Source organism: Pseudomonas sp. 9_2_1, from assembly GCF_059295275.1.
This window is the reverse complement of record NZ_CM181239.1, coordinates 3,280,744-3,294,312: the sequence shown is the minus strand read 5'-3', so window position 1 is coordinate 3,294,312 and position 13,569 is coordinate 3,280,744. Positions and strand designations below refer to the sequence as shown.

11 protein-coding genes are annotated in these 13,569 nt (G+C 59.3%); 5 read left to right on the top strand and 6 right to left on the bottom strand.

Features of this window, described 5'->3' with window-relative positions:
* Window positions 1-22: 22 nt before the first annotated feature.
* From tssC to AC5O5I_RS14765, 6 genes are all read right to left on the bottom strand, one after another.
* Complete coding sequence (gene tssC / locus AC5O5I_RS14790) at window positions 23-1,525, bottom strand: type VI secretion system contractile sheath large subunit (RefSeq protein ID WP_172221714.1); 1,503 nt, start codon at window positions 1,523-1,525, stop codon at window positions 23-25.
* 14 nt (window positions 1,526-1,539) lie between these two features.
* Window positions 1,540-2,079 carry a type VI secretion system contractile sheath small subunit gene (tssB, locus tag AC5O5I_RS14785; protein ID WP_494511035.1) on the bottom strand — a complete coding sequence of 180 codons (540 nt, stop codon included), beginning with the start codon at window positions 2,077-2,079 and terminating at the stop codon, window positions 1,540-1,542.
* Window positions 2,080-2,143: 64 nt separating this feature from the next.
* The gene (locus AC5O5I_RS14780; protein WP_172221735.1) at window positions 2,144-2,893 is read right to left on the bottom strand and encodes a hypothetical protein; all 750 of its coding nucleotides are present in this window, start codon (window positions 2,891-2,893) and stop codon (window positions 2,144-2,146) included.
* A gap of 720 nt (window positions 2,894-3,613) precedes the next feature.
* Window positions 3,614-3,922, bottom strand: coding sequence for a hypothetical protein (locus AC5O5I_RS14775; protein WP_494511034.1), 309 nt, complete (start codon window positions 3,920-3,922; stop codon window positions 3,614-3,616).
* 158 nt (window positions 3,923-4,080) lie between these two features.
* Complete coding sequence (locus tag AC5O5I_RS14770; RefSeq protein ID WP_172221741.1) at window positions 4,081-4,632, bottom strand: hypothetical protein; 552 nt, start codon at window positions 4,630-4,632, stop codon at window positions 4,081-4,083.
* 8 nt (window positions 4,633-4,640) lie between these two features.
* Complete coding sequence (locus AC5O5I_RS14765) at window positions 4,641-5,651, bottom strand: hypothetical protein (protein ID WP_172286850.1); 1,011 nt, start codon at window positions 5,649-5,651, stop codon at window positions 4,641-4,643.
* 267 nt (window positions 5,652-5,918) lie between these two features.
* On the opposite strand from AC5O5I_RS14765, the gene AC5O5I_RS14760 reads away from it, so the two are divergent.
* From AC5O5I_RS14760 to AC5O5I_RS14740, 5 genes are read left to right on the top strand one after another with little or no spacing between them, the layout of a single operon-like run.
* Window positions 5,919-7,772, top strand: a complete 1,854-nt coding sequence (locus AC5O5I_RS14760) for a type VI secretion system Vgr family protein (RefSeq protein ID WP_172221747.1) — start codon at window positions 5,919-5,921, stop codon at window positions 7,770-7,772.
* Between the two features lie 9 nt (window positions 7,773-7,781).
* Window positions 7,782-8,366 carry a DcrB-related protein gene (locus tag AC5O5I_RS14755; protein ID WP_494511033.1) on the top strand — a complete coding sequence of 195 codons (585 nt, stop codon included), beginning with the start codon at window positions 7,782-7,784 and terminating at the stop codon, window positions 8,364-8,366.
* Between the two features lie 32 nt (window positions 8,367-8,398).
* Window positions 8,399-8,866, top strand: coding sequence for a DcrB-related protein (locus AC5O5I_RS14750; RefSeq protein WP_172221753.1), 468 nt, complete (start codon window positions 8,399-8,401; stop codon window positions 8,864-8,866).
* Between the two features lie 5 nt (window positions 8,867-8,871).
* Window positions 8,872-13,089 (top strand): RHS repeat-associated core domain-containing protein, encoded by a 4,218-nt coding sequence (locus AC5O5I_RS14745; RefSeq protein WP_494511032.1) that lies wholly within the window; start codon window positions 8,872-8,874, stop codon window positions 13,087-13,089.
* Window positions 13,090-13,494 carry an immunity 22 family protein gene (locus AC5O5I_RS14740; RefSeq protein ID WP_494511031.1) on the top strand — a complete coding sequence of 135 codons (405 nt, stop codon included), beginning with the start codon at window positions 13,090-13,092 and terminating at the stop codon, window positions 13,492-13,494. It abuts the gene before it with no gap.
* Window positions 13,495-13,569 lie beyond the last annotated feature (75 nt).

Below are 13,569 nucleotides of genomic sequence, written 5' to 3'. Positions count from 1 at the left end.
CATCCCTGTACACACCGGGCCGTCAGCCGCGCGCGCCTTGTGGCAGTTCGGCGACCAGCCGCAGCGAAGCGGTCAGTTCGTCCAGCTGGTAGTGCGGGCGCAGGTAGGTCACGGCCTTGTACACGCCTGGCTTGCCTGGCACCTCGAACACCTCGGCGCGGGCCTCGCGCAGCGGGAATTTGGCCTTGGCCTCCTGGCTGGCGGTGTCGTCGAGCAGCACGTAGCTGGCCAGCCACTGGTTGAGGAACCGTTCCACGTCCATGCGCGAGGCGAAGCTGCCGATCTTGTCGCGCATGATCGCTTTCATGTAATGGGCGATGCGCGAGGTGGCGAAAATGTACTGCAGCTGCGCAGACAGGCGGGCGTTGGCGTTGGCGATGTCGGTGTTGTACTGCTTCTGCTTTTGCGCCGACTGGGTGCCGAAGAACGCGGCGTAGTCGGTGCCCTTGCAGTGCACCAGGGGGATGAAGCCCAGGTCCGACAGCTCTTTTTCGCGGCGGTCGGTGATGGCGATCTCGGTCGGGCACTTGAGGGCGATCTCGCCATCGTCGGTCTTGAAGGTATGGGTCGGCAGGCCTTCGACCAGGCCACCGCCTTCCACACCGCGAATCGCCACGCACCAGCCGTAGCGGGCAAAGGCATCGGTGACCCGGGTGCCAAGGGCGTAGGCGGCGTTCATCCACAGGTATTTGTCGTGGTCGCGGCCGTCGACGCTTTCGACGAAGTTGAATTCCTCCACCGGCGTGGTATCGGGGCCATAGGGCAGGCGCCCGAGCACGTGTGGCAGGGTAAGGCCGACGTAGCGCGAGTCTTCCGAGGCGCGGAACGACTTCCACTTGGCGTATTCGACGGTATCGAAGATGTTTGCCAGGTCACGCGGGCCGGACATTTCGGTAAATGAATCCCAGCCGAACAGTTCGGGGGAGGCCGCCGAGATGAACGGCGCGTGGGCCGCAGCTGCCACGTGCGAGACTTCTTCGAGCAGGTACAGGTCTTCGGGGTTGCGGTTGAACTCGTAGTCGCCGATCAGCATGCCGAACGGCGCACCACCGAAGGTGCCGTACTCTTCTTCGTAGACCTTCTTGAACAGCGCGCTCTGGTCGAATTCGCTGGCGGCCTTGAGGTCGCGTACCAGGTCCTTCTTCGAGGCGTTGAGCAGGTGGATCTTCAGCGTGGTGCTGGTTTCGGTCTGGTCGACCTGGTATTTCAGGCCGCGCCAGGACGCTTCCAGCTGCTGGAACTCACGGGCGTGCATGATCTCGTTCATCTGCTCGGAGAGCATCGCGTCGATTTCGGCGATACGCGAATCGAGCACGGCGATCAGGTCTTTGCTCGGGGTCATCTCGCCCTCGAGCACCTGGTTCACCAGTTCGCCGATCAGGTCGCGGGTGCGGTTGCGCTCGGTGTCGGAGCGGGCCACGCGGCTTTGCGAAATGATGCTGTCGAGCAGCGAGGGCTGTGGCGCGAAGTTTTCCACTTCGACCAGGTCGCCGGCCTGTTGCGGTGCGGTTTGCTTGTCGGTCATGTTCGGGCTCCTGCTCAGGGGCGATCGCTGCTGGATGGGTCGTTCTCTTCGGCTTCACGGCCGAATTCCTTGCCCAGGGTCTTGAGCTTTTCGGTGTTCTGCAGCACATCCATCAGCAGCTCTTCGAGCTTGTCGTTGCCGCCCATCTTGTTGCGCAGGTCGGCCAGCTTGTTGCGCACTTCCAGCAGCTTGCGCAGCGGCTCGACTTGCTTGACCACGTTCTGCGGCTCGAAGTCTTCGAGGCTGTTGAAGTTCAGCTCCACGCCCAGCTGGGTGCCGTTACGGGCCAGGGTGTTGTCGACGCGGTAGGTGAGCCGCGGCTTGATGCCCTTGAGCACGCCGTTGAAGTTGTCGCGGTCGATGAACACGAACTTGCGGTCCTTGAGCTTGGGCAGCGGTTCCAGCGGGTTGCCGGAAAAGTCGCCCAGTACGCCGACGACGAAGGGCAGTTCCTTTTTCTCGATGGCATCGCCGATGTCCACGTCGTAGGTGATATGAACCCGAGGCGCGCGAACGCGGTCGAGTTTGTGCTGGGTGCTTTCCTTCTTCGCCATCGTGTTCTCCATTGCGAGCAGTTCGCTGCGAATCATTGCGCGGGCCGTTGCCAGGCCCTTCGCGTTACAGGCCTTCGATCGTCAGCAGCAGGCGCTGACGGATTTCGTCGTTCATTTCCAGAATGTTGTCGCGGCCGACCAGCTCTTCGAAGCTGGTGTTGCCGGCAATTTGCGTGCTGCTGCGGATAACCGAATCGTCGGGTAGTGCCGATCGCACCGGCGAGCTGATAACGCAGAACGGCAGGTCGCCCAGGCCCTTGAGGCGCTCGAAGCTGAGGCTGAAACGCAGCCCTTCGAACAGCCGGCCAAGGCCTGGCGACTTGCTCAGGCAGTAGAACAGCACCAGGTAATGCACCACGAAGCGGTACAGCTCGGCGCTGCTGCGGTTGGGGTCATTGATGACCGCGCGAAAACGCGCCAGCTCGAAGCCCTGGAAGCCCACCACCCAACGCACCGGGCTGGTGATCCGGATGACCTGCCCACTGGGGGCCAGGACCTTGTCGTATTCCAGCGGGAACAGTTCGGGTGTGGTGCTGATGAGGTTGAGCGGCACTTCCAGCTCACTGACCAGCTGGAACGGTGCGGCCGAGCCGATGCGTTCGTAGAGTTCGATCAGCGACTGGAAGTGGCCCTGGGTTTCACGCCCGCTGCTGCGCTGGGCGCCTTGCAGGTATTCGCCAAACAGGTTTTGCGGACGAATCAGCGGCGCCGCGGTGGCGAGGTAATCAGCCGCCTGCGCTTTCAGCGCATCGGCGATCGCCCGCGTCTGGCTACGCAGCTTGATCAGTGCTTCGACATCGAATGTCTGGGTCATCGGTGCATCGTCCATGTGCCTGCTTGATCGTCCTGAAACGCCAGTGGCGAGGACCTGAAAATCGCGCCTTTCGGCTGCGGAAAATTGGGTGCTGGCACATGAATATCGTGTTGCCAGCAATGCCGAGTAGGGCACCCCGCTGCGGAAGAAGTTCCGGCAAGGGAGGCGATTTTTTCCCCGTTTTGTGCAGAGACGCAATAATGGCGCCGTGACATTGGCTGTGTGTTGGGGGCGCAGAAAACGGGGCCTCGCCCCTAAAACGTGGGCGTGCAGGGCTAAAAAAAATGCTGAAAATCGCGGGTAAAAATTTTTTATAAAAAGTGAAGCAGGTCTCACTTTTGGGCTTGGGCGCAATCGTATGGGCACTGGCAAGGTTGCCGTATGATGATGGCAGTACGGGCAGGGGCTGGGCATCGAGAGCGTGCATCACGCATGATGATTGCCAGCTACGGCAGTAACGGCTAGCGCTCACCGCTCTCCAGGCAGGTATAAATCACTGCCAGTCAGTCAAGGCGAATGGGGCTGCTGCGCAGCCCATCGCCGGCAAGCCAGCTCCCACCCAGACTGCATCGAATTCATGTGGGAGCCTGGCTGCCGGCGATGGGCCGCAAAGCGGCCCCAATTGCCTTTTCGCTGCGCGGCCAGATCGGTCGCCTTTCGCACATAACCGAAAGAAATCGTGGGTATTCTGGCGTACCTGATGTGATCAGTTTGACGTAATCAGGGCTTGCTCATTTTAGCTTGGAGCATCTGAAAGGCTTTCGAGCTTCGGCCGTCGATGAGTTCGATGTAAAACGAGGCATAGAGCGCTTCAAGGTCGCGGCATGCGCCCAGCCGGGTCTCGGTGAAGTAGCGATGGCCAGGGATATCGCGCGCCTCCATGGGGGTGGTAATTTCTTTATTCGCAGCACGCGTGAGCAAGCCATCCAGATCCTGAAGCAACAGGGCTGCAGCGCGCTCTTGCTGTTGATAGTGCTCAAGCGAGTCGCGCAATGCCATGGCTGCGAGTTTCAGTGCATCTGGATTCATCGTTGGATTCCTGGTTGTCTATCGAACCGAGAAGCCTTGAGTGTTGATCATTCGCCCCGGTTAGGGGCCAAGTGCCGAAGCGCTTCGCCTGCTCGCTATAGGCTATCTGGGCGCGGTTTTCAGTTTATGCGGCATCAGTCGTAGGCCGGAGGTCTTTTTTAGCGGCCATCGACCTGAACGCAAATATCCTTGCCATCGATCACCTTGCATGGCCAGTTATCGTTGATGTAATGATCCGGCTTGAAACATACCCGCTCATCGTTGACCCAGAATAAATGCCAGGCTGAGCCTGAGATCAGCAATTTTGAACAGGGCGTGTAACCTCTGGCCAGTAATGCGCCGGAGGTCAGGATCATTACGGCAGGTACGATATAGAAAAGTGTTTTCAGCGACAGTGCGAACATCAATGTCTGGAAGCGGTGCAGGCGCGAGCCGAGGGGTGGGTCAAACTTCTTGCCTGTCAGTGCGCACGTAGCTGTTCCCACTAGCAGAATGGCAAGCGCTGGCGGCGCCATAAGCAGGCCAAAAGCCAAGTAGGGGGTTTCTACTACGGGCGCTGCCCGGTAAAGCCTGCCGTACAGGGGCAGCAGGTAGTGCGCATAGGCGTACACCGAGAAACCACCGACCAGCAGTAGCATGATGATGAATACGATAGCCAGCAGTCTGAATTTGACCGGTGTGAGTTCCAGTGATGGCAGAGTCGGGTGCATGTTCGTCATTAAAATTTAGGTAGATTGAATGTGGGCAGAGACGGAATTGAAGGCAATCTGGGCGCACTCGGCCAAGCGGGTAGATCGATCCCGTCCGGGCGTAGCTTGCGGATAACCCATGACTTGGCCTCATCATAAAGCTGGTCTGCAATGTTGCCAGCAATGTTGGCGGTGGTTTCTTTCAGGTAGTTTTGCAGGTCCGCCGCCTTGATTTCGGTAAGTGTCTGGTGGAGTGATTCCAGATGGTCAGTTGCATAGCGCAACCCGGCTTTTACCGAATTTTTTATACCGAAGTGGCTATCAAGAGCGTTCAAGCCAAGGCCTACCGCAAAGACGAAGAGTGCGCCTGCAATCACCGGCGCAGCGGCGGCGGTAAAGAATGTTCCCGCCAGCACAGCCGCTGCGTAGCCGACTGCTGTAGCAATGCCGGCCTTGATCAGTTCAACGCCGACGCCACCAAATAGATCGCTCATGATGTGTTCATCAGCAAACACCCATTCCGCGACTTCGATAGCGACTGCCACATAGCAGGACAACTTGAATCCTTTGATGGAGGAACCACGAACACCATATTTACCGATACCCATGCTGATCAGCTTGGCGTTCTGGATGCCGTAGCGAGGCGCATCCAGCGTTTTGCGCAGGCCAGGGTAACCGGAGAGGACCACGTATTGCTTGCCGTTGCGCACGATGTAGCGCACTTTCGTGCCCAAGCCATTCATGTCGCGAATGAAACCAATGATATTTTTCGCATCCCACGCTGCCATTGCGCCGGGCACGCCCCAGGTGGTATTGACGAAAGTGTGGGGCAGGCCGTTGTAAGTAGACCTTATGCCTTGCCAGGTGCCAGTCAACCTATCGGCCTGTGTTCGGGTACACACCTGAAGTGGTTGCGTAGCACCCTGTGCTTTCTGGGCGAACTGGCCCTGAAAGTCTTCCACCGACATGATCACCATTTCCCGGTGATTCTGGTCCATGTCTCGGTCCAGTTGGCTGAGTTGGGCTTCACTCACGCTCATGGCAACGCTCCCTGATATTCGCTGTGTACGGCCTGGTAGCCAGGCGCAAGGAGCCTACACCCCAGACGTCAGCCAGATCAAACGGGGGGACATATTCCGATGTAATTAATCCAGGAAGCGTCTAATGGGAAATCGCCATCAGTTACCATTGGCGGAAGTGGCCTCTGCTCTTGATTCAGGGCTCTCTGGCTTATCGCCATCATTTGACAGCCCACGCCAAGCACGTTTTCATTGTTGGATTTCCAGCTTGATGCAGGATGCATTGATATGATTACGGATGCCCTTGAGTCGATGCTCACACAGCATCAACGCCTGTTCACCTTTGACTCACCTCTGCCCCCTGAGCAAGAGCTGCAACTCCTTAGCTTCAGTGGTCGCGAGGCCATTTCCGAGCTGTTCAGTTTCCAGGTAAACCTGATTTCCCAGGACGCCCGCATCGAGCTCAAGAAGCTGATCGGCAAGAAAGTCACGGTGGGCATCGCGCTCGCCGATGGCAGTACGCGCTACCTCAGCGCGCATGTTTCCGACTTCGTGCACACCGGTGCCGACGGTGGCATTGCCAACTACACCGCCGAGCTGGTGCCATGGATCTGGATTCTTAGCCGCCGCCGCGATTCACGTATCTTCCAGGACAAGACCACCGAGCAGATCGTCAAGGAAGTCTTCGCTTACTACCTGACGTTGGCCGAGCATGAGTTCCGTCTTAGCCAGCCCCTCAAGCCCATCAGCTACTGCACGCAGTATCAGGAATCGGACTTGAATTTCGTGCTGCGCCTGCTTGAACAGGAGGGGCTGTTCTTCACGTTCGAGCATTCTCAGGAAGGCCATCGCATGATCATCAGCGATGACAGCAGCATGCTGCCGCAGCTGGAGCGTCAGCCGCTGATCAGATACCACAGCGCCTCGGTAACCGAGACCGCTGACTCGATCACGGCGTGGTCCTCGGCGCGACGCATGCAGCCAACGCGCCTGGCCCTCAAGACGTTCGACTACAAGCAGCCTGGTAACCCGCATCTGGTGCAGCTGAACTCTGTCAACCAGCAGGGTGAGGTCGGCCAGTACGAGGTCTTCGAATACGAGGGTCTTTACGGCTACGCAGACTCCGATGAAGGTGTGCGCAAGGCACAGCGCAGGCTCGAGGCGATGGAAGTGGACGGCAAGACGTTCCATGGCCAGAGCAACTGCCGCGCGATGGAGGCCGGCCAGTACTTCGAGCTGAGCCAGCATTACGATCACGACAACGACGCCCCCGACGATCGCCAGTTTCTGCTGCTTTCCGTTACCCATTGGGGCCAGAACAACTACGCCAGCGACGGTGAAGCGGGCTATCGCAACAGCTTCAGCTGTATTCGTCGTAAAATCCCGTTCCGCCCCGCAGCGCATACACCGAAGGCTGGCATCAGCGGACCGCAGACAGCCATTGTGGTCGGCCCGCCCGGCGAAGAGATCTACACCGATGACCTGGGCAGGGTGAAGTTGCAGTTCCACTGGGACCGCAATGGGGAGTACAACGACCAGAGTTCCTGCTGGGTCCGCGTGGCCCAGTCAGGTGCCAGCGGCGGCTTCGGCAGTATCCAGATCCCGCGCGTCGGTGACGAAGTGGTGGTGGTGTTCCTCGACGGCAACCCCGATCGCCCGTTGATCATGGGCAGCCTCTACAACAGCAGCAACACGCCACCGTGGGCGCTGCCGGCCAACAAGACCCAAAGCGGTTTCCTGACGCGCTCGATGAAGGGCGACGGCGGTACAGCCAACTTCTTCCGCTTCGAAGACAAGGCCGGCGCCGAGCAGATCATCATGCACGCCGAGCGCAACATGGACACCGAGATCGAGCTGGATGAAACCCATGATGTGGGTAACAACCGCACGATTACGGTGGGTGGCACGCACACCGAAACCGTGAAGAAGGACACGGTAGTGCAAGTGACCGATGGCTCTTACACCTTGCAGGTCGACAACCAGTTCATCCAGATTGCCGCGAAGCAGCACATCATCCTGCAGGTGGGGGAAAGCAGCATCACCTTGACCCCGGAAGGCATCGAGATCAAGGGCAAGGCCATCGTCACCACCAGTACCGACACTACCCAGATCACCGGCGCCGCAGTGCGAATCAACGACTGAGGCGGGTTCATGCAAAAGACCTCGATCTACGACCGCCTCTCGGCCAAGCGCGAAGCGCAAGAGGAAGCTGCGCGGCTGGCAAGGCTCGCTGAACCCGCCAACATGCCCGAGCCTGCGCCCGAACCGCAACCACTGGCCACCGCGTTGCTGGACGTGGCCAGTGGCTTTACCTTCGCCGGTTTCCACCTGCAGTTTCCGGCCGGCTTTCGCTTCCGCGATATCCAGACCACCCTCGAGCATGAAGGCGAAGCGGTCAGCCTTCGCATCCGCCGTCGTGACGTCCGCCCCAGGCAGACGCTGGAGGCGTTGTTCGACGAGGCAATCAAGGCCCTGCGCGAATTGACCCCGCAGCTGCGCCTGATACGTCAGCGTGATTCCCACCTGGCTGGCCACCCGGCCAAGGTGCTGGACTTTCACTTCACTGCTGGCCATGAGCCTCGGCACGGTCGCCTGGTCGGCGCGTTGGTACCCGTAGCCGGCAGCGATTTGCAGCAATGGCTGGACATTTCCAGCGTGATAGACCCGAGCAAGCCAGGCCTGAGCCAATGGCTGGCAGATTTCGACCGCATGCTCGATGGCTTCGCGCCGAGCTGAACCCGTTCTTCTTTATCAGGAATTTCCATCGCATGGATTACGAGTTGCAGGAAGGCAGCATTGCGCTGCCGGCAGGTTTCGAGGACCGTACGGTCAACATGTTCGTCCTGGGTGCCAGTGTGCCCGCGCCCTTGAGCATTACCGTCTCGCGCGACACCTTGCTGCCGGACGAAGCGTTGCCGGCCTACGTTGATCGCCAGGTCAAAATGCTCACCTCCAAGCTGCGCGGCTACACCCGCATGGGCAACAAGGCTGTCGCGCTTGCGGCCAGCGCGCCTATCGCTGGCATCCAGATCGACGCCTACTACATGAACCAGGGCCGTCCGCTCTATCAGCGCCAGGCCGCCTTTATCATCAGCCCCGGGCGGGCGCTGATCTTCTCCACCACTGCACAGGCCGACTTCAGTGCCCAGCAGAACCAGGACTGGGACAACCTGCTGGCCAGCTTCACCCCGCGCCACCCGGTCGTGACCAGCCCCGAGCCCGGCGAACAGGAGTAACCCTCATGTTCGAAGCGGCCAGGTTCGGCGACGAGATATCGCACACCAGCGCCCTGGGGGGCTTCCTGATCGGAGCTGCCTTGGGCATCGCGCTGGTGGCCACGGTGGCCATCGCCACCTTCACTTGCGGGTTCGGCGTGGCCTTGCTGGCCGGCCTCGCAGCCGGTATCGGGGGCAGCTTGCTGACCGCTGCCGGAGAGGCGATAGGCAGTATGTTCTCGTCCCCCTCAGGGACCATAACCACTGCCTCACCCAACGTGTTCATCAACAGCCGCAAGGCTGCCCGCGTCGAAAAAAGCATCGGTGCCTGCGACAAGCACCCCGGGCCGGTGCAGATTGCCGAAGGCTCGACCAACGTCTTCATCAACAGCGTGGCCGCTGCGCGCAAGGGCGACAAGCTGACCTGCGGTGCGACCATCTCCGCAGGCTCTGACAACGTCATCATTGGCGGTGGTACCTACCGCTACCTGCCGGTGGACGATGAGATCCCGGAATGGCTGCGCACCACCGTGGATGTGCTGATGGCCATCGCCGGCGCTGCGGGCGGTATCGCCCAGCTGATCAAGGCCGGTACCCAGGCCGGCATGAAAGCTGTCATGCCCTGCGCCCTGAAGTTCACCGCAGGATTCGTCGCCGGTGAAGTCGCCAGCCGCTACGTGGTCGAACCGGTGGCGCGCAAGGCCATCGGTGGGCTGGTCGGCAATCCGGTCGACCTCACCACTGGCCGCAAACTGATCCCCGATGAAATCGACTTCAGCCTGCCGGGCCTGATGCCTATCGAGTGGTCGCGCTTCTATGCCAGCGACCTTACCGTCGACAGCGTACTCGGCCGCGGCTGGGTGCTGCCGTGGGAACAGAGCGTGCGCCGCCAGGGCTCGTTCATCTACCTTACCGATAACCAGGGCCGCGAAATCCCGTTCGTGGCCCTGCAACCGGGCGAACGCATCTACAACCCCCACGAGCAGGTGTACCTGGTGTGCACCGAGGGTGGCCACTACCTCCTGCAAACCCTCGACAACCTGTTCTTCTACTTCGGCGAAGTGCCGGACACCAACACCGAAGTGCCGCTGCAACGCATCGAGAACGCCCTCGGCCACTTCCTGCATTTCACCCGCACCCCCGACGGCACCCTGACCGACATCAGCGCCACCGGCGGCACCCGCGTGCACCTTCACTACGACAACCCGCTGGGCCGCCTGACCGATATCAAGCGCGTGGTCAACAACCAGGCGGTCGAAACGCTCACCCAGTACCGCTACGACGAACACGGCCAGCTGACTGCGGTAATCAACCGCAACGGCGACACCGTGCGCAGTTTCAGCTACGCCGAAGGCCTGATGGTGACCCACAGCAACGCCCTGGGGCTGGGCTGTCACTACCGCTGGGAAACGCTGGGCGATAAACCACGGGTGGTCGAGCACTGGACCAGCGACGGCGAACACTTCCATTTCCGCTACGACCTGGACGCCCGCACCAGCTGGGCCACCGACGTGCTCGGCCGCGAGCTGGAAGTGCAGTACAACGCCGACCACCGCGTGGTCGCCAGCCGTGACTACGGCGGCGAGCGGTACGCCATCGCGCTGGACGAGCAGGGCAACATGGTCGGCCTGAGCTTGCCAGACGGCAACCGCCTGGCCTTCAAGTACGACGAGTACGCCCGCCTGCTGGAAGAAACCGACCCGCTGGGCCGCAAGATCCAGTACGAATACCACCACCTGACCACGCTGGTGACCCAGGTCACCTACCCGGATGGCAGCACCTGGCAAGCGCGTTACGACGACAAGGGCAACCTGCTCGCCGAAATCGATGCCCTCGGCCAGATGACCGAATACCTCAACAGCGATGACGGCCTGCCGCACACCATCATCGATGCCACCTACAAGTCCAAGTACCTGTGGTGGAACACCCGGGCGCAGGTCGAGCGCTACCAGGATTGCTCGGGCAAGAGCACGTGGTACCGCTACGACGAGCGTCAGCACCTGGTAGCGGTGACCGATGCGCTGAACCAGACCACGACCCTGGAGCGCAAGCCCGACGGTGAAGTGCTGCGCATCAACCACCCGGACGGCACGGCGGAAACCTTCACCTACAACGTCTACGGCCAGGTACTCAGCCACACCGACGGCAAGGGCCAGACCACCCGCCTGCTGCGCACCGCCCGCGGCCTGCCCGGCAGCCGCCAGGATGCCAAGGGCCAGCGGGTGCGCTACGAATACGACAAGGCCATCCGCCTGACCGCACTGGTCAACGAGAACAACGCCACCTACAGCTTTGCCTACGACGTGTCGGACCGGCTGACGGAAGAGGTGCGGGTGGACAACCTGACCCGGCGCTTCAGCTACAACGTTGGCGGGCATCTGACGCGGCTGGAGGAGATTGGTTACGGCGAAAATGCCGAGCGGCCGCAGCGGCATACGCTGTTCGAGCGTGATGCCATTGGCCGGCTGCTCAGCAAGCTGAACAGCGATGCACAGCAGCTGTTCAGCTATGACGACGGTGACCGTTTGCTGAGCATCCAGCGACAGCCTAGCGGGATCGGCAAGCAGCTCGGGGTTACCGAAGAAAAGCTGGAATACACCTACGACCTGCTGGGCCGGCTGACGCAGGAAATCACACCCGATGGGGCGTTGGGCTACGAGTACGACCCGCTGAGCAACCTGACCACGCTGACGCTACCGGATGGGCGCAAGGTCAACCACCTGTATTACGGCAGCGGCCACCTGCACCAGCTGAACCTGGATGGCCAGGTGATCAGCGACATGGAGCGCGATGACCTGCACCGCGAGGTGTACCGGACCCAGGGCAAGCTCACCAGTTGCTTTGGTTATGACGCCATGGGTCGCAAGGCCTGGCAGTTTGCCTCGACCTTGCCCGCCGACAAGCTGTCGCAAGTGCACAACACCGGGGTGAATACCGCGCTGCTGGTGGAACATGCCTATAACCCGATTCATCGGCGGTATCAGTACGACCCGGCGGGTGAACTGGTGCGCACGCTCGACAAGCTGCGTGGCGAGATCAAGTACGAATACGAAGCCAACGGCCAGTTGCGTAGCCGAGATACCGGCTCGCTGGTGGGTAGCGAAGAGTTTCGTTATGACGCAGCGGCGAACCGGCTGGACTTCAATGCGCGGCAGTTCGACAAGGTCAAGGACAACCGGATCAAGCGGTGGCGGGACCAGGAGTATCGCTATGACCCTTGGGGCAACCTGATCGAAAAGCGCTCGGGGACCGGCAAGCTGCAGCACTTCAGCTATGACTGCGAAAACCGGCTGGTGCGGGCGGAGACGCTGGTCAATGGCAAGCTGGAAAGTCGGGGTGAGTATCGCTATGACAGCTTAGGGCGGCGGGTAGCCAAGCAGGCTGAGATCAATGGCCAGGTCGAGCAGAAGCGCTTTCTGTGGCAAGGGCTGAGGATGCTGCGCGAGGAGACGCCGGGGCAGAGCATTCTCTACCTGTATGAGCCAGGTACCTATGCGCCATTAGCTAGGGTTGATCAGGTCGAAGGGGAAGGTCAGAAGCTCTACTACTTCCATACGGATCAGATTGGTACGCCGTTGGAGATGACGGATAGCGATGGCAAGATCGTTTGGCAGGCGACGTATCGTTCTTGGGGTGCAGTAGAGAGCCTCCCTGTGAATGAGATCGAACAGGAACTGCGCTTCCAAGGCCAATACGCAGATTCTGAAACTGGCTTGCACTACAATACATTCCGGTACTACGACGCCGAAATTGGCCGATTTATAACGCAGGATCCAATTGGCATTAGGGGTGGGGCTAACCTATATTTCTATGTGCTGGCGCCGACTTCATGGGTCGATCCTTTGGGTTGGGTGCCTTGGGAAAAAAATGGATTTGATGGATGGTTCAACAACGCATCGGTTCAAGATGTTGTTGACAACAAGAAAGCCGTAGAGGCAGCCCTTCGCTATCCGGGAGGAAAGCATGAAATGTTCCCGGTTTCTATAGCTTCGAAGGCAAAAGAACTCGGATTTACCGCTCAAGAACTTAAGGAAATGACAGTGCCGACCAAAGATATTACTTTTGTTGGCGTTACTGACAAACACGGTAATCCTGTGCCGGACGGTCCTCATCATGGGAGTAGGGCTGGTAGGTTGTTCCACAATGATCTAATTAAGGATTTGAATTCCGCGCAAAGCAAATCGCAAGCGCTGAGCGTGATTGATTCGCATCACAGTAAACATATGAAATTGGGAGCTTGTTAGATGGATGATATTGATCGTTACGAGAAGGTGCATGTGTGGATAGGTACAAACTTTTCCTCGGATGAAGATTACCTTAAATATTTCGAGTTGGAATATACGGAAGATTTGGATGATCCGGCCTACAAGGTATGTGGCTTTTGCCAGGACATTGGTGCAAGATGGTATGACGAGGATTTTATAGGGATCATTCCTAGAAAGTCATGTGAGGTGAGTTTGGATGAAATACTCAAAGATGCTGCGGTCGATCGGGCCTGTCTTGCAGATGTTAAGGCAGAGTGCCTCAGGCTTGGAGTCACCAAGGCAAATGCAATCTTTTGGTATTCTGACGGAGCGACGCCTATCTCAACCCCGTTGAAATCAAATTATAATGGTTTAAAGTATGTGGGTTTGTATGAGGGGGAGTGAGCGTTTGGATGCTGTAATGAGCTCGAGCGCATCGTTCTAGTCTTCGCTAAAACTGCTAGGCGCTTTGCAAACCCG